A 20,412-nucleotide genomic window follows, 5' to 3' on the forward strand; every position below is an offset into this window, starting at 1 on the left:
GAAGCGGAACCGGTACGGACTGCTTACGAGCCGTACCGCCTTTTTTAAGCATTTACTTGAGCGGCAATTTGCTTGGCATACTCGGCAGCCCCGCTCAAATCAGTTTCATCAGGATGTTTGCGGTTCATGAAGAACCAGGCCTGGCCCTTGCAGACAAAGGGTTCTCCGAGAACTTTAAACCCTCTATCCCGCAGCAGCTGTTGTATATCCTGCCCTATTTTCTTCTGACCGCCGTAGGTAGCAAATACGGCCACATTTTTTACATTTGCGGGGTCCAGCTGTTTAATAAACGCCTCTGTTCTTTTATTGGGCTTACCGGCATACACCCCGTCCCCGATAAAGAGGAGGTCCACTGAACCGGAAAGCGGCGCCGGGTCCTTTGTTATGGCCTCCGCCGTTGTGTTCAGGGCTTCCGCAATGGTCCGGGCAAGTTTTTCCGTATTGCCTGTAGACGAATGATACATAACCTTCACATTCATACTAACCTCTCCTTAACATACAAAAGCTGTAAGCCCGAAAATCCTTTCTTCCGGAGAAGCGGCAGATAGCATTTGCCGCAGCCACTTTCTTAAAGTCTGTAATCAGGCTAGCTACAAACTACACCTTCAAGTCTGTAATGTCAACAGTTACGAATTGATTTATGCTCATATTTATGGTAAGGTTTTCACGGGAGTAATTGAAATGCGGGTCAGTACGAAATTTCCGGTAGCGGTCCATACCATGATAATCATAGCCGCTCTGTCGGATATGCGGAAAATCAACAGTGATATCATCGCGGAAAGCACCGGAGTAAACGCGGTGACTATCCGGAATATATTCACTGCCTTGAAGCAGGCGGACATGATTCTCGTTTCTCCCGGTCCCGGCGGCGCCCGGCTGGCCCGCAGCCCGGACAGCATAACACTTTGGGATATTTTCATTGCGGTAGAGCCTATGAATACGGAGGACCTGTTTCCAATTCATCAGAACCCGTCGGACCATTGCCCCGTAGGCGGTAATATTTACGGGCTCCTGAAAACCCATCTGGATGACGCTGTGGATGCCTTGAAAAATAAACTATCCGGGACGACTATAGCCATGATGGTGGATGAACTGCGGGACCTCTTGCCGGAACTGCCGCCTTTACCCGAGCGGAGGGATTCTCCATGATTATCAGCGCCAGCCGGAGAACTGATATCCCGGCGTTTTATTCCGAATGGATGCTCGCCCGCCTTAAAGCTGGAGAAGTCCTGGTGCCCTACCCGCGGAACCCGGAACGTCTGGGGCGGGCAGGTCTTTCTCCGGACAATACAGACTGCATCATGTTCTGGACAAAAAATCCCGCGCCCATGCTGGACAAGCTGGACCACATTGACAGCCTGGGATTCCGATATTATTTTTCTTTTACGGTCACGGGCTACGGAAATGATATTGAGAGGAATCTTCCGCCGAAACAGGAAGTCATAGAAACTTTTTTACGCCTCAGCGAACGGATCGGACCCAAGAGGGTGGACTGGCGGTTTGACCCCGTTCTGGTAGACAGTACATATACGGTGCAATGGCAGCTTGATACCTTCGGTGAAATGTGCCGGAAGCTGAGGGGGGCCACCGAACGGTGCATCATCAACTTTATAAAACCCTACCGCCATCTGCCCCATATACGGGAACTGGATATTGCAGTCATCCGGGAGCTGGCAGCCGGAATGGCAGCAATAGCCAAAGAACATGAAGTACCCATTTATAACTGCACCGATGTATGGGACCTCCGGGATTTGGACATCAGTTTCAGCGCCTGTATTGACCGGGCAAAAATCGAGGAAATCTGCGGTTATTCAATCGACGTAAAAAAAGACCCCGGACAGCCCGCGGTATGCCGCTGCGTACAAAGCATAGATATCGGCATGTATGACACCTGCGCCCACGGCTGTACCTATTGCTACGCTATAGCCAGCCGAAAGCGGCTTGAGCAAAACCTGGCGGCTCACCGGCCCGGAGCGCGAATGCTTGCGGGAGAGCCTCCGCCGGGCGCGGAGATTTTTGACCGGACAGGGCCCTCGCATAAAACCGGACAGCTTGAGTTTATGGAATATTGAGAGGCCCAAGGCGGCGCCCCATATCGGCTGATTAAATTATCTATCGCCGAGAATCAGAATCTCGACTATTTCAGACTTGCTTCCGACGCGGACATAGGGAATCGGCGTGCATGTGCCTGCGCTGACAATAGCGTACATATTCCCGTATTGCCTGCATCCCTGATAGTGAGGGAAAAACCGGCGGATAATCCGGTTAAGAGGATAAAACTGGCCGCCATGGGTATGCCCGCTCAGCAAAAGGTCCACTCCGGCGTCCCTTGAAGATTCGATATCGCCGGGCTGGTGGTCCAGCACAATAATCAGATGATCCTTGTCCTCGGGTTCCAGACACTGGGGAATGCTTTTTCGGATATGCCGGAAATTTTCGCCGGGCGTCATGTCGGAACGTCCCAGCAGGACAACCCCGTCCTGCTGGACAGCCTGGTCCTCCAGAAGATGAATATTCGCCTTTTCAAAGAAGGACAGCATATCAGGAAGTTCAACCCCCGAATCGTGATTACCCAGACAGGCGAAAACACCATACCGGCTTTGCAGGTTCCGGAATTCCAGCGCAATGTCATCCAGCTCGAACACTTCCCGGACATTTTCGGTAAACGTATCGCCGGTGATGCAGATCAGATCGGGACGCAGGGCATTTGTTTTCCGTACAATTTTCCGTACAGCCTTCAGATCGTTGATACTTCCCAAATGCATATCACTGAGCTGGGCAATACGCATCCATTGACCGCGAAAAGCAGGCTTGGATACTTCACAGGTATACCGGGTAATACGAATATTCCGCGTATGGATAATACCGTATACAGTCAGCAGCGCGGTTATTCCGAACAGGATCAGCGAAAGAAAAGCGAATTGTTCCGGTCTTAGTATTTTCAGCAGCCATACCAAAAGAATATTCGCGGGCCATTCTACAAGGCAGGCAAAGAAAAATGTTATCTGGAAGCTGACCCAGTAACTCCCGAAGATCATGAGCAGTTTAGCCCCCTTTGAACGGGGCAGCAAAAAACCCGCCGGCAAAGTCATACAGAATAACAGATACATGGTTAGATAAACAGGGACTGAAAAATCGGGCAGAATAATTCTGAGGGCGGAAAGAACCTCCACGCAACGAAACCGGCCATAACAGTGTAGGCAACTACCATGGTTACAATTGTTTTTTTCTGTTCTTTTACAATGTCTTTATTCATTTAAACAATATACTCATTTTCCAGCCGGAATTTCATACAGCCTGATATTTCCGGATTATCTTCTCTGTTCCAGGCCGGACATAAATTGGGGACGGCGCCAATTTATGATACACGTACTTGTTTCAGCGGCGTCATCATTGTAAATTATAACAAGTCTAATATAGCGAGGAAAAAGATATCGGAAACCTTACGCCTGGCGATGCCCCAGTGGCAGGGAGGAAACAATCCTCCCTATTATTTCGGCGCGAAACTGCTGGCCTGGCTGGCCCCTCCCGCAGGAGACACGCCCCAGATTGAAGTACCGGTACAACCCTCTGACGGGACAGCTCTTTCCGATGAAGAAGGCGTCGTCGCCCGCTCCGTTCTGCTGAGGCAGCTTGAGTCTGCCCGGAACATCATTGACGCCTTCAGCCCCAAAAGAATCATCATGTTCGGAGGGGACTGCCTGGTGTCCCAGGCCCCCTTTGCCTATCTCAATGAACGGTACGGGGGAAATCTGGGCGTTCTCTGGATCGACGCCCATCCCGATGTGTCCACCCCAAAGATGCACAAACATGAACATGCTATGGTCCTGGGAAACCTCCTCGGTGAAGGAGACCCTCTCTTTTCCGCGAAGGTTGCGGTCCCCCTGAAACCTGAACTGGTGCTGTACGCCGGACTGCAGGAACCGTCTCCGGCGGAAGCGGACATTATAAACAGGCTGAAACTCCCCAACGCCACGGCCGAAGCCCTGGCCAAAAACAGTGAGCCGGTACTCGAATGGATCAGGGACCGGAATATCCGGCAGCTTGCTAGCCACCTTGATCTGGATGTGCTTGATCCCGCTCTGTTCCGCTCTTTGCTGTTTTCCCAACCCGGTGGAGAAGCCATAGACGCGCCCAGCGGAAAGATGACCCTGCCGCAGATAGCCCGGCTCATTCAGGATATTTCGGATAAAACGGATGTGGTGGGGCTGTCCATCGCCGAGCACCTTCCCTGGGACGCCCTGAATCTCAGTGATTTCCTGGGGTCCCTGCCTATTTTCGGCGGATAACTGCCGGTAAAACATAGTTCCGGCAGAGGAAGAAGTAATATAATAAGAACGGGAGAAAAGCAATGAAAGAGAATTTCAAATTTGTTTTACGGGTAACAGTAATCCATATTGTAACCTACATTCTTTGCGGAATGGTTTTTTCACTCGTATTCAATTATAAAGAACTGTTTCAGCTTGGGAACGCAGAATACTTCATGAGGCCTTTTGACAGTATTTCCAGCTTAATAGGTCCTGTAATCCAGATTGTACGAGGACTCCTTTTCGGCCTGGTCCTGCTGCGGCTCAAAGAAAGCGTGATAGAAACGAAGCGCGGCTGGCTAAAGCTGTGGGCAATAATCGTCGTAATTGGGATAATCAATACGCCGGGGCCGGGATTTTCCTCTATCGAGGGAATTGTCTATACGCAGCTTCCTCTGGAAATTCATATAAAAGGCGCGCCCGAAATACTGGTCCAAACCCTGCTTTTTTCCTGTCTTGTCGCCAATCCCATTAAACTCAAAGGTATGCCTTTTTTTGAAAAGAACAAAATTCCCTTGCTTTCCGCTGTTTTAGCGGGAGTCATGTTTTCCCTTTCCGGAGTTGTTACCGCCCTTATTCTTAAAGCGGATGTGATGGCAGGAATGACCGATGCCGGAGCATTTATCGTAATGTTTGCCGCCATCATTGCTGTCTTCTTTGTCTGTAAATGGTACAGGGAAACAGAGTTCCGTCAAAAAAATATTATTCTGCCTCTCTGCTTCTATTTAGTTCTTGCCGCGGCTCCTACTGTATATAATTATCTGACAGGCTCTGTATTTGCTTCCTGGCTTACTCTGGCGATTAATGCGGTTCCTGTGGTTATATTGTTTATAATAAACTACTATGCCGGCAAACGGAACGAACCATAACGGGGCTGATACTCTTTAACGCAGATACTTGTCAAGAACACGGAAAAAGCTGTCAATCTCCAGAGGCTTTGCCAGGTGGCCGTTCATGCCCGCGTCGAAACAGCGCTGTTCATCTTCTTTAAACGCATTGGCGGTCATAGCCACAATGGGAACGGTTTTTGCTGCCGGATCGTCAAGGGAACGTATTTGTTCCGCGGCGCAGATACCGTCCATGACAGGCATCTGCATGTCCATGAGAATGAGATCGTATCTTTCGGGATCTTCCCGGAAGAGGTCCAGAGCGATCTCCCCGTTATCCGCGCAGATAACTGAAGCGCCTGTCCCCTCCAGTAAGGCGATGACTATTTCCTGATTAATCGCGATATCCTCGGCAAGCAGGATTGTTCTGCCCTTCCAGTCCGGAGTATCCGTGGTCTGGCGGCCTTCCTGAATCAGGGTGTCATCGGCAAGTTCCACGATGGTATTATACAGAGTACTCGGAAGAACCGGCTTGGGCAGGAAGTGGGTAATGCCGTAATTTTTGGCGCTCTGCTCTATATCGGTCCAGTCGGAGACGGAAATCATCACTACCAGAAGGTCTTCTCCCAGAAGATGCCTCAATTCCATGGCCGTATCCCCGCCGTTCATGCCGGGCATATTCCAGTCGATAAACACCATGCTGTAGGGCTTTTTGTCCCGGAGGCTCTGCCTGACCAGGGCCAGGGCTTCTTCTCCGGAGTCAGCCGCGTCACAGGAAAGGGAAAAAGTGTCCAGAATATTTTTAAAATACATCCTGACATCTTCGGCGTCGTCAACTACCAGAATCCTGGAAGTCGGCGCGGCTTTCCGGAGAATACTGGCGGCGGGAATGGGATCGCCCCAGGAAACGGGAAACTCGAAGATAAACCGGGAACCCTTGCCTTCTTCGCTTTCCACCCAGATATCGCCGTCCATAAGGTTGATGATCTTTTTGCAGATAGCCAGGCCCAGCCCGGTACCTCCGTACCGGCGGGTAATACTGCCGTCAGCCTGTTCAAAAGACTGGAAGAGCCGTTCCTGCTGTTCATGGGATATGCCTATACCATTGTCAATGACTTCCACATGGAGAAGGCTTCCCCCGGTTTCGCCGGGCTGTTCCCGCACCATCAGAGTAATATCTCCCCGCTCCGGCGTGAATTTAACGGCGTTATTCAATAAATTGATCAGCACCTGGGAGAGCCGGAGTTCATCGCTGATGATTTTATTCTTGAACACTGTGGTGAAATCGTAATGAATGGTCTGTTTCTTTTCCTCCAGCCTGACCTGGATAACATTGAAAACATCCTGCATCATTTGTTCAAAATCAAAGGGATGGAGGGTAATTTCGAATTTACCGGAATCGATTTTCGACATGTCCAGCACATCGTTGATAATGCCCAGCAATTGGCGTGACGAAGCGTCAACCTTCTCCAGACAGTACTGTATCTTCTCGGGATCCGTGGTTTTCCGGGCAATGGCCGCCATGCCGATAATTGCGTTCATGGGAGTCCGTATTTCATGGCTCATCCGGGAGAGGAATTCCCCCTTGGCCTTAGTACTGGCCATGGCCTCTTCCCGGGCCTCATTCAGCTTGGAAAAGGTTTCGTTGCGGGTCAGAGACGACGCCACTACCATAGCGCCGGCCCGCATGATGTCCGCCTCGTCCCGGGTAAATTCCCGGCCGGTCAGGGTATCGTCAAAACCGATAAACCCCCAGAACTCTCCCTGCAGAAAAAGAGGAATCAGCATGATAGATTTGACGTCTTCCGTATGGGGCAGGTTTACCAGTTCCCTGTCAGGATTTTCCATGGAAAGCCGCATACTGGCATATTTATTGGTGATTTCCCGCCAGTTGGGCAAAAACTCATCGTAGACCATGGCGTATTCCGGACCCTGCGCCCGGCCCGACGGGTGATCGAGATACCACTCGGTCCGAGGATAACAGCAGAGCCGTCCGTCCACGGTAATATTCCGGAAAATATAGGCCCTCTGGGTCTGGATACTCTCGGCGAGAATCTGCAAAGACTGGCGGACCACGGTTTCGTAGTCCTGGTGAAAACCGCCTATGATTGTTGCGGAGGCCGCATTGGCGGCCCGGAGCATCCGGTTCTGCTCGGCCAGACCGGCGTCACCGGTCCCGGCCGACAGACGCTTGACTTCAAGCTCCATGTCCCGGGCCTTTTCCTCGGCCCATTTGAGCCGGGTAAGCTCCACGGACAAGCCGGCCAGCCGGACCGGCTTTCCGCTTTTGTCCCGCTCATAGACTATGCCTGTTTCCGATACCCAGACCAGACTCCCGTCAGCCCGCCGCATCCGGTATTCAATCCTGTAGCGGTCTTTTTCTCCGGCTAACACAGCGCGGATGCTTTCCGACACCATGGCCCGGTCCGGCTCATAGGTAAGCATTTCGCGGGTATTGCCCGTATGGGGCAGGTCTCCCGGTTCATAGCCGGCAAGGAGTGTGATATTCCGGTTCAGACTGATCTTCCCGGAAGGAATATGCCAGTTTAAAAGGCCTATACCGGCATAGTCGGCCAGGGTTTCCATGGCTTCTACGGACAGGCCGGGGCTGGAGGCAAAGTAATCGTCAAGGGTAAATTTACTCATCTTTCGGCAAATCCGTTTTCCCTTCCAGTATATTCCGGTCCGTGTCATTTCCGCGAACCATCTGTACTATACCTCTTCCGGCATAACAAAGGAAGCCCCTATTTGACTGTCACTAAACTCCTTCCGGCGGCAGTGTAATACTGCTTGAGTCCCACGGCAATGAGCATGGTCAGGGCTTCAGAGATAATAAGCGGATACCAGAGCCATCCGGCGCCGAAGATTACCGGCAGAGTAAAGATTAAGATTGAATTGAAAACAAAACCCCGGGACACGGAAATTATCAGGGCCTGGGCGGTCCGTTTGGTGGAGAGAAAGTAAGTCATATAGATGATACTCACCGAAGCAATGATAAAAGCCAAGCCGTAAACTTTCAGGGAACTATGGGCGCTTTGAACCAGGACGGGATTATCCAGAAAGAGCGACAGGGCCTTGTCCCCCAGAAAAAAGTAAACCAGGTACAAAAGGGTTGAACAGGTCAGGTTGATTTTGAGTCCGGAACGGAAAAAGTACGCCACATGGGAGCGGTTCCCCGCGCCGTAGCTGTTTCCGATCAGGGGCTGGAGGCCCTGGGAAATTCCAAAAAACAGTCCCATCATAATGGTGATAAGATAGGAAATGGCTGAGAAAGCCGCGAGACCCGATTCTCCGGAGAGCTTCAGAATTACCTGGTTATAGCAGAAAATGGTTATCGGCTGGCTGAGCTGTACCACGAATTCCGGAAGTCCCCGTACAGCTACTTTGCGGCAGAGGTCCTGGCCCGGCCGGATGAGCCTGAACCGCAGTATCCCCTTTTTTCTGATAAAGTGAATCGACAGGACCAGGCAGGAAATTATCTGCCCCAGACCGGATGCGATGGCGGCTCCCTTGATGCCCATTCCAAAGGGAAAGATAAAAAGCCAGTCCAGGAAAATATTGGCGACAGCGCCGCTGACCATGCCCCAGAATGCAAGCCCCGGACTGCCGTCATTCCTCACAAAAGTACAGCCCAGAATGGAGATGGTAAAGAAAATGGCAAAAAGGAAATACCAGCGGATATACACGGCGGTATCTTCCAGAAGAACATCTGTAGCGCCGAAGGCCAGGGCCGCCTGTCTTGGAAAAACAGCGCCGATTATTGTGAGTCCCGCGGCCACAAGAGACAGGAGGAAGATGCTGGTCATAAAAGCTTCGTTAGCCTTTTCGTACTCCCCCGGCCTTTGCGGATTGCCATCACAGTGCCGCCTCCGATAGTAAGCATCGAAGCCAGGGCAGTCATGATTTCCGTAAACGGGACCGCCAGATTCACCGCCCCCAGAGCGTATTCTCCCACGCCGCGTCCCACGAAAATGCCGTCCACCACATTATAGGTAAAGGATACTATCATGGCGCAGATGGAAGGCAGTACATAGCTCAGAATTGTCTTTTTGTTCGCTTCCAATGTCATATTTTCTCCCTGTCCGGATTGACCGGGTATTCCTGGGAGTGTAAACTATGGAGTAACTCCATAGTCAAGAAAGGAAAGAGAATTATGCTGAAAAAGGACCTCAAAATAAGCGAATTCGCCGCTCTTTCGGGGATATCCCGGGACACTCTCCTGTTTTTTGATAAGATAGGTCTTCTTCACCCGGCCAGAACGGACCCTGCAAACGGTTACCGCTACTATTCTTACCGGCAGATTGACACGGCCAGTGTGATAAACGCGCTGAGGGAACTCGGCATGCCTTTAAAGGAGATCAGGGCATATCTGGCTGCCCGGACTCCTGAAAAACTGGAATCAACCTTTAAAAACCAGAAGGACCGACTGGAGGCGCAGATTGCCGGACTCCGGAAAACTCAGGATATTATTGACGTACGGCTGGCCCTAGCCGAAGAGGGCAGGACGCGGACACGGCAAAACCGGTACTGGTCCGGGAGAAAAAAGAGGCCCTGTTTCTGGGGCCCAGGCTGTCTGCGTCTTACGATCTGGCAAAGGGCTGGGACTATCTCCCGGATTTTTACCGGGCCTGCGTAAAGAACGGAATTCCCATGGGCTTTCCCGTGGGAACTCTGGTCTCCCGGAAGAGTCTGGAACGCGGCGACTGGCACCGGCCCTCCCGGTATTTTTGCCGGCTGCCCCGGGGACGTTACACTCCCAACGGGGTTAAGCCTGCAGGACTCTATCTCATCGGCTACGCCCGGACGGATTACGCCTTCACAGCGGGACTGTATAAAAAACTGTTTTCCTTTATGAAACGCCAGAATCTAAAACCAGCCAGAGAGGCCTTCGAAGAATTTCTGCTCGATGAAATTTCCGTGTCCAATCCGGAGGAGTATCTGCTGAAAATTAGCGTGAGGGTGGAAAACCGGCGTCAATAAACGCCGGTTTTCAAATGATCTGCGGTCAGTTTCCGGCTTATGAAGCGATATAGGATTTCAGCATCCATAACAGCTTCTGGTACTCCGCGAGATAGCCGTTAAACTGGTCCGCTGTAGCCCCGTCGCCGGCCTCATCGGCCAGTGAGACAATTTCCTGTGTATCCCTGATCCAGAATTCCGTGTCCTTAATCAGCTTCTGTACGGTGTCCGTAGAAGAAATGGGTTTATCCTCCAGTTCCTCCACCCGGGCAATGGCCAGCGCGCCTTTTAAATTGGCCACCGGAGAGGCCCCGAGGGCAAGCAGGCGCTCGGCAACCTCATCCATGATATCCGCGGCCTGATCGTACAATTCCTCAAGTTTGGCGTGGAGGGTAAAGAAGCTGTGTCCTTTAACATACCAGTGCAGATTGTGCAGCTTCATATACATAACCTGCTGGTTAGCCAGATACTGGTTCATTTTTTCATGTAATTTCATTCCGATACTCCTTCAATAAAAAATATTATTTTTCCGTCACCCTGGCGTAGTTATCAGCTACGGCCTTCCAGTTGATGACATTATAAAAAGCTTTTACGTAGTCGGCCCTGAGATTTTTATACTTCAGATAATAGGCGTGTTCCCACACATCGATGCCCAATACCGGTATATTGCCGCTACCTTCGATGAGCGGGTTGTCCTGGTTAGGGCTGGCGGAAAGGAAAAGGCGGCCCTCTGTATCCGCTGAAAGCCAGGCCCATCCTGAACCGAACTGTCCCATGGCAAGCCCGCTGAGCCGCTCCTGAAAACCGGAAAAACTCCCGAATTCTTTTTTCAGTAAAGCCCCAAACGCGCCGCCGGGTTCGCCGCCGCCGTCCGGCGACATTACGGAAAAATACAGGTTATGGTTATAAAATCCTCCGCCGTTGTTGCGTATGGTTTGACGCAGGGCGGCATCCGGGATATCCGCCAGAGATGAAAGCAGTTCAGTAATATCAAAACCGGAAACATTTGCCTTTTCGGCGGCTTCGTTCAGATTTTTTGTGTATGCGGCGTGATGCTTGGAATAGTGGGTTTCCATAGTCAGTTCATCAATATGCGGTTCCAGGGCGTCATACTCATAGGGCAGTTTGTACTGGATAAACATGGGGTCTCCTCCGTATTTAGAAATAATTATTTTTTCCAGAAGGTTAGTTATAGCTAACCTATTGTTTATACAATACTCACAAGGAAGTAAAAAAGCAAGAAAAAATACAATGGGTGAAGGAAACAGGATTATTCTTTATTTTCTGTATGGATTTTTATGGATGAGCAGGGGAAAACCGGTCAGGTATCCACGGCTTAATCATATCTAAAAAATACAATCAACTGACGTATTATCAGCAAGGAAAGTTCTGTAATTACTTTTCATGCCATCCTTTGCTGCCTAATTAAAGACTTTCGGGAACCAGCGCCAGTTTATTGATTGATTCATGCGCCCGCACAAGGGAATCATGGACCGCCAGAACATCGTCAAAATCCCATGTCCTCAATGATTTTTCATCGATAACGCCCTTACTCTCAACTTTTATTTTCTCAATTTGGGCCTCATCGGCAACAGCGACCACCGTATGCAGGTGATGTCCAATGTGCCCCTGCCCGGCATGGACTGGCTTTCCTTTTACCGGAAGCTCTATGACCAGGCCTACGGGCTGCCTATTTCCTTTTTTATGATACGGCCCTTATAATAACAGGCGCGGTACCCCGCGCTCACCGGGCGGCATACGGGATTGGAGTTTTGAATAGTGCATAATATTGAGTTTATTGGCTTTGACATGGTTATACTTTTCTACTATCTGGTTTTAGTCGTGCTTCTGGTTCTTGTGCTTATCCAGTTCGGGAAGGATAAGACCGTACACGGGAAGGTGCGGGTCAGGACAATAGTCTTTCTTGTGCTGATACTGCTTGCCATGGTATTGGGCAGGATTATTGCGTTTATTATATATTTTATCGGTGTAACGATTCTTTCTAACTTTGTGTAGGGAGAGGAAATATCAGGACCGGGAGGCTCCCAATGAAGAACATACTACTGCTGTTAATTGTTATCACCATCACCCTCCCCTGTTTTGGGGAATATAAAAACAACACCCAGTTAAGCAGGCTCTGCCTGTACCCAGACGCGGAGGAAAACGGAGATTCCTGCCTTATACGCTCCGAGGATATTGCTTTTTCCATCGGAGCGGACAGGGAGATACGGGCGGCCTATACGTATATTGTCAGGAATACCAGGGCCGGGACTCGGAAGACCTTCGGGTTATCCCTGAGAACCCGGGGACAGATTCACGGCGGGGGTTCCGAGGACAAGAAGGTGGATGACCTGGTAATACTGGTAAACGGAAAACCCGTCGACTATACCTTCCAAAAAGCAGCCTACGCGTACCGGGATACGGGGGAAATTATACAGAAAGCGGACCTGAATGAAGAAACTATGGATGATTATTGGATCATGATATTCTCCCAATTCTATACCGGCTGGTATTATTTTGATGTTGATTTTGATGAGGCCAGAGAGGTTGAAATAGACATAACCTATTCATCCTTCCTTACCTATGACGATGATTTTATCCGGTACAATAGCCCTCCCTACTGGCTGGACCTTTCGGAAGATGCCAAGGTACGGTTTACTATCGAAAACCGTAGAAACGACGCGTTCATCAGTAATATAACAGGATGCCAACCCCGGGACACATTAACAACGGAGGATTGGAAATTAGAACGGCTGGACAAGAACAGTTTTACCATTGAGTATACCCCGGATATTTTACCGGAATGAAGGGGCTGTATATTTCGTTCCGGAGCGTAATACCTTCCCGGGGTTCACCAAACAACCACTTTTTGATTTCTATGGAATATCCGACTGGGACACCGGGGTGTTTCTCAACCCCCGGAGCATGCAAATGGATAACATAAGCAAACGGGAGCTTTCCCCCTATGAGCTCATATTCCTGAATCAATGGCAGCTCCGGTTTGCCCGGAATATGTTCTTTGCGTTTTACCGCTATCCCTTTAAGGATGAGGAACTGTTCACGTATTTTTACATTTACTGCGAAGGTTATGATGAAAAATCCCAGGTACCGGTAAACCACAATTTTTCCATGGATCTGATGAACCCCGTGGAGAAAAAGAATGTTGAGACCATACGGCTCCTTGAGGATATGGTGGGGAGATAAGTGAAAGCCTAGCCGATAGGGATTAACAAAAACTATCGGGAACCAGGGCTAGGGTGTTGATGGATTCGTGTGCCCGGACCAGGGAGTCGTGGACCACCACCACATCCTTGAAGTCCCAGGTCCGCAGGGCCTTTTCATCGATGACGCCCTTGCTCTCGGCTTTGATTTTTTCTATCTGGACTTCATCCGCCACAGCCACCACCGCCTGAACCGCAGGGTTGCTCTGGGCCTTTTTCAGGTTAAGGATAAGGCTGTCAATAGCACCCTTGGACTGTACCTCGAAAACATAAATGGCCTTTCCCATGTTGCCAATCTTCGCCTCCCACACTGCATCAACCTTTGCTCCGGTAGCAATCTTGATTTCGGAATTGCTTTCAAACCCCAGGAGCCTGCCGATGACCACAAGCTTTTCCTTGATTTCATCATGGAGGGATTTATATTCCTTTCCGGAAACGGCTTCCATATCCGGTAGTTCGGCATCCCCGATGATATTATTTTTTTCCGTCAGGGGGAGGATTTCATCCCAGAGAAAATAATCCACCGCCAGGAGATTTGTATCGGGTAAACCGCTTTTCTGCATGAACCGGGAAATCTCCTTGGCATGGCCGCAGACTTCGACGTACTTTTTCCCCGTATACTGGTAGTTGTACTTGGGCATCCCCTCAATACCAAAATAGGTAAAACACAGGATAGTATTCTTATTGAAAATGATATACTCATCGGGGTACATATAGGAGAGCAGTTCGCTGATGGTGGCAGGACCAAGGCCTTTTACATCCTTCAGGAAACAACCCCACCGTTCTTCAATGGGCTTTCTGCCGAATAGCAGTTCCGCCAGCAGTTTTTTTACCCTCTCAAAACCGTTGTCCGCAATAATCTTATCGACGATATACTTCTTGTTGCCCCAGATGAGCATGGACCAGAGCTTGCTGATATACTCGTAGAAGTCGTCTCCGGTCATGGCCAGGAGCCTGGATTCGGTAAAGGAAGCGTAATACCCCTGACGCTCTTTCCGTTCCTGCCAGTTGTCCTCATACTAGGCGGGGTTCTTCTGACTCTTCTTTTTGTACTCATCGATGGCGGATTGAAGCCGTTTTGTATCCATGCCTTACACTCCTTTTTGTGTTTAACTATTATTACATCTGGTCCGCCCACTGCTCGCACTGGGCCATGACGGTTTTGATGGCGTCTTCCATCATATCAAATCAACCCTGAATACTTCTCAAAAAAGACCAGCAATTTCCTGATGACCTCTTTCTTTTTCTCAATCCGGCCGCCATCACCGGAAAATCGCGATACCGGAGGCAGGATCTTATCAATATCCGTTCCTGTGGTTTTTAACGTGCCATCCCGGAAAGCGCCGGAAATAAACTTTTCTGTTTCAGCAGGCTTTAATTTTTCTTCTTCAATAATGGCAGTTAGATCCTTTTCTTTTTGTTCTTTGATGAAAGCAAGCCAATCCGCATCAACATGAGCTGGGTTCTTTACATTGACTCTATCAATAAAACCTTCAATAAGAACTTTTTTACTGCGCAATTCAATACTGGAATTAACAGCCTTATCGATGGTAACCAGGATTTCCTTATCACTGCAATTAGAGTCATGGTATTTTGCCACCAGCATGATGATGTAATCGATATTAACTTCGATTTGTTTTACCAACTCAATTTCAAATACTATATCATCGTTGATGTTTTCTTTTTCCGTTTCCTTATCCCTGGTGATTTCCTGGTACAAGTCAATATACATACTTTGGTAATCCTGGAACTCACGGCTGGATAGAATTTCCTGTCCGGCAAATTCATCAAAGGAAGTCAGGATATTTCTTAAGCGAAGGATTGCACCAAATAAACGGATAAACTCCTTTTGGGCATTTTCACCCTCAATTCTTTCCCCCGCAGGATAGGTAGCCAACAGTTGTTCAACAAGGGTTTTATACCCCGGCTTCTGCTTACCATCTTCTTCATAGCCATAGTAATAATCGTTATAGGTCTTTAGCAGAACTATTCCACCCGCTTCTTTATCGCCAAACAGGGCAACGGCATCGTCGGTTTCCTGTCTCAAATCACGGAAGCAAACGATATTTCCAAAGGTTTTAATGGAGTTCAATATCCGGTTGGTCCGGGAAAAAGCCTGTATCAGGCCATGCTGCCTTAAATTTTTATCCACCCAGAGGGTATTTAAAGTGGTGGCGTCAAATCCGGTTAAGAACATATTGACCACAATCAGCAAATCAAGTTCCCGGTTTTTTACCCGCATGGATAAATCCTTGTAGTAGTTCTGGAACTTGTCCGCCGAACAATCATAGTTTGTCTTAAAATAACTATTGTAATCCTTAATTGCGCTATCAAGAAAATCACGGCTGCTTTGATCTAAGTCTTCCACGCTCTCATTGTTTTCGTCATAGATACCATCCAGATCCTCATTCTGGGCAAAAGAGTAAATCAGTCCAACTTTCAGCCTCTGCCCTTCCGGCAGTTCCGTCTGCTGCGTATTAAATTCAGCATAGTATTTTTTTGCCGCCTCTATGGAAGAAGTGGCAAATAGTGCATTGAATCCGTTTACTGGTTTTTTTTCACGTATTTCATCCACCTTGCCGTGTTTCGATTTTGCCACATCAGCCACGTTGCCAATTATGCGATAGTCATAGTTAGAGCGGTTCTGATTCCGGTAGGTTTTTTGATTAAAGTGCTCCAGAATATATGTTACAACCTTGCCAATCCGTTCCTGTGCCAACAGGGCGCTTTCTGTATCTATGGCGGACACTTTCTTATCGTCGATTTCCCCGGGCTTTTTCATGGTATTGATATAATCAATACGGAAGGGCAATACATTCTTGTCGTTGATGGCATCCACAATAGTATAGGTATGCAGTTTATCCCCGAAGGCCTGCTCGGTTGTTCTGAGAAGCGGATTAGCTCCTTTTGCCGCGTTTTTGGCAAATATCGGCGTCCCGGTAAAACCAAAAATATGGTAATTTTTGAATACCTTGGTAATCCGCAAATGCATATTCCCGAATTGGGAACGATGGCACTCGTCAAAAATCAGGACAAAATGCTGCTGGTAAATTGGATGCACCTTGTTTCTGGAAATGAATTTATCGAGCTTCTGAATAGTGGTTATAATGATTTTAGTGTTGGGATCTTCCAACTGCTTTTGGAGTATCTTTGTCGAAGTGTTACCATTGGCGGCTCCCTTCTCAAACCGGTCATACTCTTTCATGGTCTGATAATCCAGGTCTTTCCGGTCCACCACAAAGAGCACTTTCTCAATAAAGGGAAACCCAGTGGCGATTTGGGCGGTCTTAAAGCTGGTCAAGGTTTTACCGGACCCGGTGGTGTGCCAGATATAACCGCCTGCCGCCAGGGTTCCTATTTTTTTATAGTTTGTGGAAATCTCAATACGGCTTAGAATACATTCGGTTGCGGCAATTTGATAGGGACGCATCACCATAAGAATTTCTTCTGATGTAAAAACACAATAACGGGTTAAAATATTCAGAATAGTATGCTTGGCAAAGAAGGTCTTGGTAAAATCCACCAGGTCCGGGATGATTTTATTGTTGGCGTCCGCCCAAAAGCTGGTAAACTCAAAGCTGTTACTGGTCTTCTTGCTGTTGCGTGACTTCGCACCGGAGGATTCTTCAATGTGCTGATTTCGGGTTGTATTGGAATAATATTTCGTATTGGTCCCGTTACTGATGACAAATATCTGCACATACTGGTACAAACCACTGGCCGCCCAAAAGCTGTCCCGGTCATAGCGTTTAATTTGATTAAAGGCCTCCCGGATGGGCACTCCCCGGCGTTTTAACTCACTATGAACCAGAGGGAAACCATTTACCAGAATGGTTACATCATACCGGGTCTTATGGGTACCACCGCCGGATTCGTACTGGTTGATGACCTGCAACCGATTATTATGGATTTTATTTTTATCAAGCAGATAGATATTCTTGGTACTGCCATCGTCCCGTTTTAGGATTTGCACATGGTCATCCTGTATCTTCCGGGTCTTTTCAACAATACCTTCGTTATCACTGGCCAGATTCTCGGTAAAAAAACGCTGCCATTCATTGTCCGAAAAGGTGTAATTGTTAAGCTGTTCAAGCTGGAAACGCAGATTGGCAATCAACGCGACCTCATCCCTGACCTGGATATACTCGTACCCCTGGGTCGTAAGTTGTTGGATGAACTCCTTTTCCAGTTCCGCCTCGCTCTGGTAATCGGCCGCCCCTTTATAATCGGATACGTACTCGGCAACAACGGTGGACTCGTTTGTGGATGCGATAATATTGTAGGTATTCATTGAACTTTCTCCTTAAAGGTCAGGAGTTTGTCCCGGTAATATTCGTACTGTTTACGCCTAGCCGCGATTTCCGCAGGCAAACCTGTGGTAATATCATTGACCAGGGCGTCGAAGCGGTCCAGGATGGCGACGATGCGTTCCTGTTCTTCTAAGGGTGGGACGGGGATGGTAAGTTTTGCAATATTTTCTCCTGTGATATGTGGAACGCCTCCACCCTTTTTCATTGCATTCAACATTGGCTGCAAGTTTTTAAAGAAAAAATAAAGGAACCTCATATTCAACATTTTTTTGTCTCAATTATAAAACCATCTGTAACAAATATTGGTTCATCCCAATAGGATACAAAACCTGCTGATACGCCGCTTCTCGAAATCACAATAGCTTTTCCATTGTGATTTGATTTATCAATATAGTATGCAGGTTCCTGGCCTCCTAAAATAACCGGAATATTTCCCTCGGTAGTTGTTTTCTTAGTGATATAATCTCCGCGTGACATAATGCAACATTCATTAAACGGCATCCATGTCACTTCACCATATCGCAAGGATAGTAGATTGTCTCTATAATATTCATATTGAATATTCCGCTTTTCCAACTCCTTTTCCAACTCCTTTTCCAACTCCGTAAAAGTATCAAGGATTCGTACGATCTCCTGTTGTATGGGTATTGGAGGAATAGGGATTCTAAGATCAAGAATATCTTTCATGCTCGGATGCTTAATGCCTGAACCACGGTAAAACGTATCTATCAAATCGCCTTGGGTAAGTATCCAATAATATAAATACTTATTTGAAAGAACTTCTGTATTGGCAGACGTTGCAATACGATTATCTGCAGTTACAAATTTGCCTTTATAATATTTTACCACATCTCTAACCGGTCGAGATTTACCCCAAGGAATTGTTACAACTTCACCTTCACATATATTATTGCCAACAAGATCAGACGTTGTCCATCCTGTACGTTCGCCGGTTGAAAGAAGAAAAACATCTCCTCCCTTTTTTTCTAGAGCAAACAGATCTGCCGCAAGTAAATAGGGATAGTTTATAACATTGGGCTGTTTGGCTCTCTCAACAGCATTGAACTTTTTATCCCAAATTGTCACCTGCCAGAGTGGCACATACTCCACCCCATCCGGGCAAAGTTTCTGTATCAGCTTTTCCAGTTTGCCCATACCGCTATCCTTCAATCTCGGCAATAATCTTTTTAATTTCCCTGCGCAGCGTATCCTCCCGGATAACGATTTCCTCAATTTCGGCGTTAAGTTTAGCAATATCAACAACTTCCCGGGTGTCCTCCTGCTCAACATAGGTGGACACCGACAGGTTGCAGCCCTGGGCTTCAATGTCTTCATTCTTTACCAAACGGGCAAAGTGGTCTTTATTCTTCCGTTTCGTATACGCCGAGACAATATGTTCGATGTTTTTATCAGTCAGCTTATTATTGTTTGTTATCTTTACAAACTCCCGGGAGGCATCAATGAACAGGGTGCTGTTGTCATGCTTGGATTTTTTAAGCACCATGATGCAGGTGGCAATTGAGGTGCCGTAAAAAAGGTTTGTCGGCAGTTGGATAACACAGTCCACATAGTTGTTATTAATCAAGTATTGGCGTATCTTCTGCTCCGCGCCGCTACGGTAAAGAACACCGGGAAAACATACAATGGCCGCCGTACCGCTGGTGGCCAGCCAGGACAGGCTGTGCATGATAAAAGCCAGGTCCGCCTTTGATTTGGGGGCGAGTATTCCGGCCGGAGAAAAACGGGGGTCGTTGATTAAAATCGTATTGCTGTCCCCTTCCCATCTAATTGAATAGGGCGGATTAGAGACAATGGCCTCAAAGGGTTCATCATCCCCATGGAGGGGTTCAGTTAAAGTATCACCGTGTCCAATGTCAAACTTGTCGTAATCAATATCATGGAGAAACATATTGATGCGGCAGAGGTTATAGGTGGTAATATTAACCTCCTGACCGAAAAAGCCCAGGCGTACATTATCCTTTCCCAATATCTTGGCAAATTTCAGCAAAAGAGAGCCGGAGCCGCAGGCGGGGTCATAGACCTTATTCACCTCGGTTTTTCCCACCAGGGCAATACGGGTAAGAAGCTCGGACACTTCCTGGGGGGTGTAATACTCGCCCCCGCTTTTGCCTGCGTTTCCCGCATACATGCCCATCAAAAACTCATAGGCGTCGCCAAAGGCGTCAATGGTGTTATCCTGATAATCCCCCAATTGCATCTTAGCCACGCCGTCCATCAGCTTAACCAGACGCTCGTTGCGCTTGGCAACAGTCCCCCCAAGTTTATTGCTGTTCACATCAAAATCGTCGAAAAGCCCTTTAAAACTGTCTTCACTCCGGGTCCCCTGGGCAGAGGCTTCAATATTCTTAAACACCTTTTCCAATGTTTCATTCAGATTATCGTCTTCCTTAGCCCTGCTATGGACATTCTCAAAAAGCTCGCTGGGCAGGATAAAAAACCCCTTAGTCGTAACTAGGTCATGGCGGGCCTTTTCCGCCTTTTTGTCTGTTAACTTTGTATAATCAAAAGAAACATCCCCGGCTTCGTGTTCGTCCGCATTGATATACTGGGCCAGATTTTCCGATATATACCGGTAAAACAGCATTCCCAGGACGTACTGCTTAAAATCCCAACCATCCACGCTGCCCCGCAGGTCGTTGGCAATACTCCAGATTGTACGATGAAGTTCCGACCGTTCCTGCTCTTTTTATTGTCCGCCATGGTTTGTCCCTATTATTCGTTAATGTGATATTTATTCAGGTATTATTATACCATAGCGCAGTGTTTT

22 protein-coding genes and 1 pseudogene are annotated in these 20,412 nt (G+C 48.2%); 9 read left to right on the forward strand and 14 right to left on the reverse strand.

Translation table 11 applies throughout. The features are described 5' to 3' along the window. Positions 1-44: 44 nt before the first annotated feature. Positions 45-479 carry a flavodoxin family protein gene (locus tag K7I13_RS08030; protein ID WP_255944756.1) on the reverse strand — a complete coding sequence of 145 codons (435 nt, stop codon included), beginning with the start codon at positions 477-479 and terminating at the stop codon, positions 45-47. Positions 480-681: 202 nt separating this feature from the next. Between K7I13_RS08030 and K7I13_RS08035 the strand changes: the two genes are divergently transcribed. Both K7I13_RS08035 and K7I13_RS08040 read left to right on the forward strand, forming a co-directional pair. Beyond that, positions 682-1,149 (forward strand): Rrf2 family transcriptional regulator, encoded by a 468-nt coding sequence (locus K7I13_RS08035; RefSeq protein ID WP_255944757.1) that lies wholly within the window; start codon positions 682-684, stop codon positions 1,147-1,149. Then, positions 1,146-2,072, forward strand: coding sequence for a DUF1848 domain-containing protein (locus K7I13_RS08040; protein WP_255944758.1), 927 nt, complete (start codon positions 1,146-1,148; stop codon positions 2,070-2,072). The genes K7I13_RS08035 and K7I13_RS08040 overlap by 4 nt, the downstream gene beginning before the upstream one ends. A gap of 36 nt (positions 2,073-2,108) precedes the next feature. Here K7I13_RS08040 and K7I13_RS08045 read toward each other — a convergent pair whose 3' ends face one another. Together K7I13_RS08045 and K7I13_RS08050 are read right to left on the reverse strand one after the other, a co-directional pair. Continuing rightward, entirely contained in the window at positions 2,109-3,071 is a 963-nt protein-coding gene (locus K7I13_RS08045; RefSeq protein ID WP_255944759.1) for a metallophosphoesterase, read from the reverse strand. A 41-nt stretch (positions 3,072-3,112) separates the two neighbouring features. Further along, positions 3,113-3,256, reverse strand: coding sequence for a hypothetical protein (locus K7I13_RS08050; protein WP_255944760.1), 144 nt, complete (start codon positions 3,254-3,256; stop codon positions 3,113-3,115). 199 nt (positions 3,257-3,455) lie between these two features. Between K7I13_RS08050 and K7I13_RS08055 the strand changes: the two genes are divergently transcribed. Together K7I13_RS08055 and K7I13_RS08060 are read left to right on the forward strand one after the other, a co-directional pair. Next, positions 3,456-4,289: an arginase family protein gene (locus tag K7I13_RS08055; protein WP_255944761.1), complete on the forward strand. Its 834-nt coding sequence runs from the start codon at positions 3,456-3,458 to the stop codon at positions 4,287-4,289. A 62-nt stretch (positions 4,290-4,351) separates the two neighbouring features. Then, positions 4,352-5,176 (forward strand): hypothetical protein, encoded by an 825-nt coding sequence (locus K7I13_RS08060; RefSeq protein WP_255944762.1) that lies wholly within the window; start codon positions 4,352-4,354, stop codon positions 5,174-5,176. Between the two features lie 15 nt (positions 5,177-5,191). On the opposite strand, the gene K7I13_RS08065 is transcribed toward K7I13_RS08060, so the two are convergent. The 3 genes and pseudogenes from K7I13_RS08065 to K7I13_RS15645 form a co-directional block, all read right to left on the reverse strand. Next, entirely contained in the window at positions 5,192-7,780 is a 2,589-nt protein-coding gene (locus K7I13_RS08065; RefSeq protein WP_255944763.1) for a response regulator, read from the reverse strand. A gap of 98 nt (positions 7,781-7,878) precedes the next feature. After that, the gene (locus K7I13_RS15640; RefSeq protein ID WP_439647485.1) at positions 7,879-8,715 is read right to left on the reverse strand and encodes an MATE family efflux transporter; all 837 of its coding nucleotides are present in this window, start codon (positions 8,713-8,715) and stop codon (positions 7,879-7,881) included. Between the two features lie 18 nt (positions 8,716-8,733). Then, a pseudogene (locus K7I13_RS15645) lies at positions 8,734-9,203 on the reverse strand (MATE family efflux transporter); the annotation flags it as partial. An 84-nt stretch (positions 9,204-9,287) separates the two neighbouring features. On the opposite strand from K7I13_RS15645, the gene K7I13_RS08080 reads away from it, so the two are divergent. After that, the gene (locus K7I13_RS08080) at positions 9,288-9,770 is read left to right on the forward strand and encodes a MerR family transcriptional regulator (RefSeq protein ID WP_255944766.1); all 483 of its coding nucleotides are present in this window, start codon (positions 9,288-9,290) and stop codon (positions 9,768-9,770) included. 14 nt (positions 9,771-9,784) lie between these two features. After that, positions 9,785-10,114, forward strand: coding sequence for a hypothetical protein (locus K7I13_RS08085; RefSeq protein WP_255944767.1), 330 nt, complete (start codon positions 9,785-9,787; stop codon positions 10,112-10,114). 37 nt (positions 10,115-10,151) lie between these two features. Here the strand turns inward: K7I13_RS08085 and K7I13_RS08090 are convergent, their stop codons facing one another. The 3 genes from K7I13_RS08090 to K7I13_RS08100 all read right to left on the reverse strand — a co-directional run bounded on the left by K7I13_RS08090 (position 10,152) and on the right by K7I13_RS08100 (position 11,695). Further along, positions 10,152-10,589 carry a Dps family protein gene (locus tag K7I13_RS08090; RefSeq protein ID WP_255944768.1) on the reverse strand — a complete coding sequence of 146 codons (438 nt, stop codon included), beginning with the start codon at positions 10,587-10,589 and terminating at the stop codon, positions 10,152-10,154. A 25-nt stretch (positions 10,590-10,614) separates the two neighbouring features. Next, positions 10,615-11,235 carry a superoxide dismutase gene (locus K7I13_RS08095; protein WP_255944769.1) on the reverse strand — a complete coding sequence of 207 codons (621 nt, stop codon included), beginning with the start codon at positions 11,233-11,235 and terminating at the stop codon, positions 10,615-10,617. A 283-nt stretch (positions 11,236-11,518) separates the two neighbouring features. Beyond that, positions 11,519-11,695, reverse strand: a complete 177-nt coding sequence (locus K7I13_RS08100; RefSeq protein ID WP_255944770.1) for a hypothetical protein — start codon at positions 11,693-11,695, stop codon at positions 11,519-11,521. Between the two features lie 177 nt (positions 11,696-11,872). Between K7I13_RS08100 and K7I13_RS08105 the strand changes: the two genes are divergently transcribed. The 3 genes from K7I13_RS08105 to K7I13_RS08115 all read left to right on the forward strand — a co-directional run bounded on the left by K7I13_RS08105 (position 11,873) and on the right by K7I13_RS08115 (position 13,297). Next, positions 11,873-12,109 (forward strand): hypothetical protein, encoded by a 237-nt coding sequence (locus tag K7I13_RS08105; protein WP_255944771.1) that lies wholly within the window; start codon positions 11,873-11,875, stop codon positions 12,107-12,109. Positions 12,110-12,141: 32 nt separating this feature from the next. Next, entirely contained in the window at positions 12,142-12,900 is a 759-nt protein-coding gene (locus tag K7I13_RS08110; protein ID WP_255944772.1) for a hypothetical protein, read from the forward strand. A 124-nt stretch (positions 12,901-13,024) separates the two neighbouring features. Next, entirely contained in the window at positions 13,025-13,297 is a 273-nt protein-coding gene (locus K7I13_RS08115) for a YARHG domain-containing protein (RefSeq protein ID WP_255944773.1), read from the forward strand. A gap of 22 nt (positions 13,298-13,319) precedes the next feature. Here the strand turns inward: K7I13_RS08115 and K7I13_RS08120 are convergent, their stop codons facing one another. The 5 genes from K7I13_RS08120 to K7I13_RS08140 all read right to left on the reverse strand — a co-directional run bounded on the left by K7I13_RS08120 (position 13,320) and on the right by K7I13_RS08140 (position 20,265). Next, positions 13,320-14,258 carry a hypothetical protein gene (locus tag K7I13_RS08120; protein WP_255944774.1) on the reverse strand — a complete coding sequence of 313 codons (939 nt, stop codon included), beginning with the start codon at positions 14,256-14,258 and terminating at the stop codon, positions 13,320-13,322. A 239-nt stretch (positions 14,259-14,497) separates the two neighbouring features. After that, positions 14,498-17,605: a type I restriction endonuclease subunit R gene (locus K7I13_RS08125; protein WP_255944775.1), complete on the reverse strand. Its 3,108-nt coding sequence runs from the start codon at positions 17,603-17,605 to the stop codon at positions 14,498-14,500. After that, a complete protein-coding gene (locus K7I13_RS08130) occupies positions 17,602-17,889 on the reverse strand; it encodes a restriction endonuclease subunit S (protein WP_369413659.1) in 288 nt (95 codons plus the stop codon). The genes K7I13_RS08125 and K7I13_RS08130 overlap by 4 nt, the downstream gene beginning before the upstream one ends. Next, entirely contained in the window at positions 17,883-18,779 is an 897-nt protein-coding gene (locus K7I13_RS08135) for a restriction endonuclease subunit S (RefSeq protein ID WP_255944777.1), read from the reverse strand. The genes K7I13_RS08130 and K7I13_RS08135 overlap by 7 nt, the downstream gene beginning before the upstream one ends. 4 nt (positions 18,780-18,783) lie before the next feature. Then, positions 18,784-20,265 carry a type I restriction-modification system subunit M gene (locus K7I13_RS08140; RefSeq protein WP_255944778.1) on the reverse strand — a complete coding sequence of 494 codons (1,482 nt, stop codon included), beginning with the start codon at positions 20,263-20,265 and terminating at the stop codon, positions 18,784-18,786. Between the last annotated feature and the right edge of the window lie 147 nt (positions 20,266-20,412).

This window comes from Brucepastera parasyntrophica, assembly GCF_022376835.1.
GTDB classification, from domain to species: domain Bacteria; phylum Spirochaetota; class Spirochaetia; order Treponematales; family Treponemataceae; genus Brucepastera; species Brucepastera parasyntrophica.

Coding starts and splice junctions, on each gene's coding strand:
- K7I13_RS08090 (WP_255944768.1), bottom strand. CDS start 10,589: ATGAAATTACATGAAAAAATGAACCAGTATCTGGCTAACCAGCAGGTT.
- K7I13_RS08060 (WP_255944762.1), top strand. CDS start 4,352: ATGAAAGAGAATTTCAAATTTGTTTTACGGGTAACAGTAATCCATATT.
- K7I13_RS08115 (WP_255944773.1), top strand. CDS start 13,025: ATGGATAACATAAGCAAACGGGAGCTTTCCCCCTATGAGCTCATATTC.
- K7I13_RS08030 (WP_255944756.1), bottom strand. CDS start 479: ATGAATGTGAAGGTTATGTATCATTCGTCTACAGGCAATACGGAAAAA.
- K7I13_RS08040 (WP_255944758.1), top strand. CDS start 1,146: ATGATTATCAGCGCCAGCCGGAGAACTGATATCCCGGCGTTTTATTCC.
- K7I13_RS08120 (WP_255944774.1), bottom strand. CDS start 14,258: ATGACCGGAGACGACTTCTACGAGTATATCAGCAAGCTCTGGTCCATG.
- K7I13_RS08135 (WP_255944777.1), bottom strand. CDS start 18,779: ATGGGCAAACTGGAAAAGCTGATACAGAAACTTTGCCCGGATGGGGTG.
- K7I13_RS08110 (WP_255944772.1), top strand. CDS start 12,142: ATGAAGAACATACTACTGCTGTTAATTGTTATCACCATCACCCTCCCC.
- K7I13_RS08050 (WP_255944760.1), bottom strand. CDS start 3,256: ATGAATAAAGACATTGTAAAAGAACAGAAAAAAACAATTGTAACCATG.
- K7I13_RS08130 (WP_369413659.1), bottom strand. CDS start 17,889: ATGTTGAATATGAGGTTCCTTTATTTTTTCTTTAAAAACTTGCAGCCA.
- K7I13_RS08065 (WP_255944763.1), bottom strand. CDS start 7,780: ATGAGTAAATTTACCCTTGACGATTACTTTGCCTCCAGCCCCGGCCTG.
- K7I13_RS08125 (WP_255944775.1), bottom strand. CDS start 17,605: ATGAATACCTACAATATTATCGCATCCACAAACGAGTCCACCGTTGTT.
- K7I13_RS08080 (WP_255944766.1), top strand. CDS start 9,288: ATGCTGAAAAAGGACCTCAAAATAAGCGAATTCGCCGCTCTTTCGGGG.
- K7I13_RS08055 (WP_255944761.1), top strand. CDS start 3,456: ATGCCCCAGTGGCAGGGAGGAAACAATCCTCCCTATTATTTCGGCGCG.
- K7I13_RS15640 (WP_439647485.1), bottom strand. CDS start 8,715: ATGGTCAGCGGCGCTGTCGCCAATATTTTCCTGGACTGGCTTTTTATC.
- K7I13_RS08035 (WP_255944757.1), top strand. CDS start 682: ATGCGGGTCAGTACGAAATTTCCGGTAGCGGTCCATACCATGATAATC.
- K7I13_RS08085 (WP_255944767.1), top strand. CDS start 9,785: ATGGGCTTTCCCGTGGGAACTCTGGTCTCCCGGAAGAGTCTGGAACGC.
- K7I13_RS08095 (WP_255944769.1), bottom strand. CDS start 11,235: ATGTTTATCCAGTACAAACTGCCCTATGAGTATGACGCCCTGGAACCG.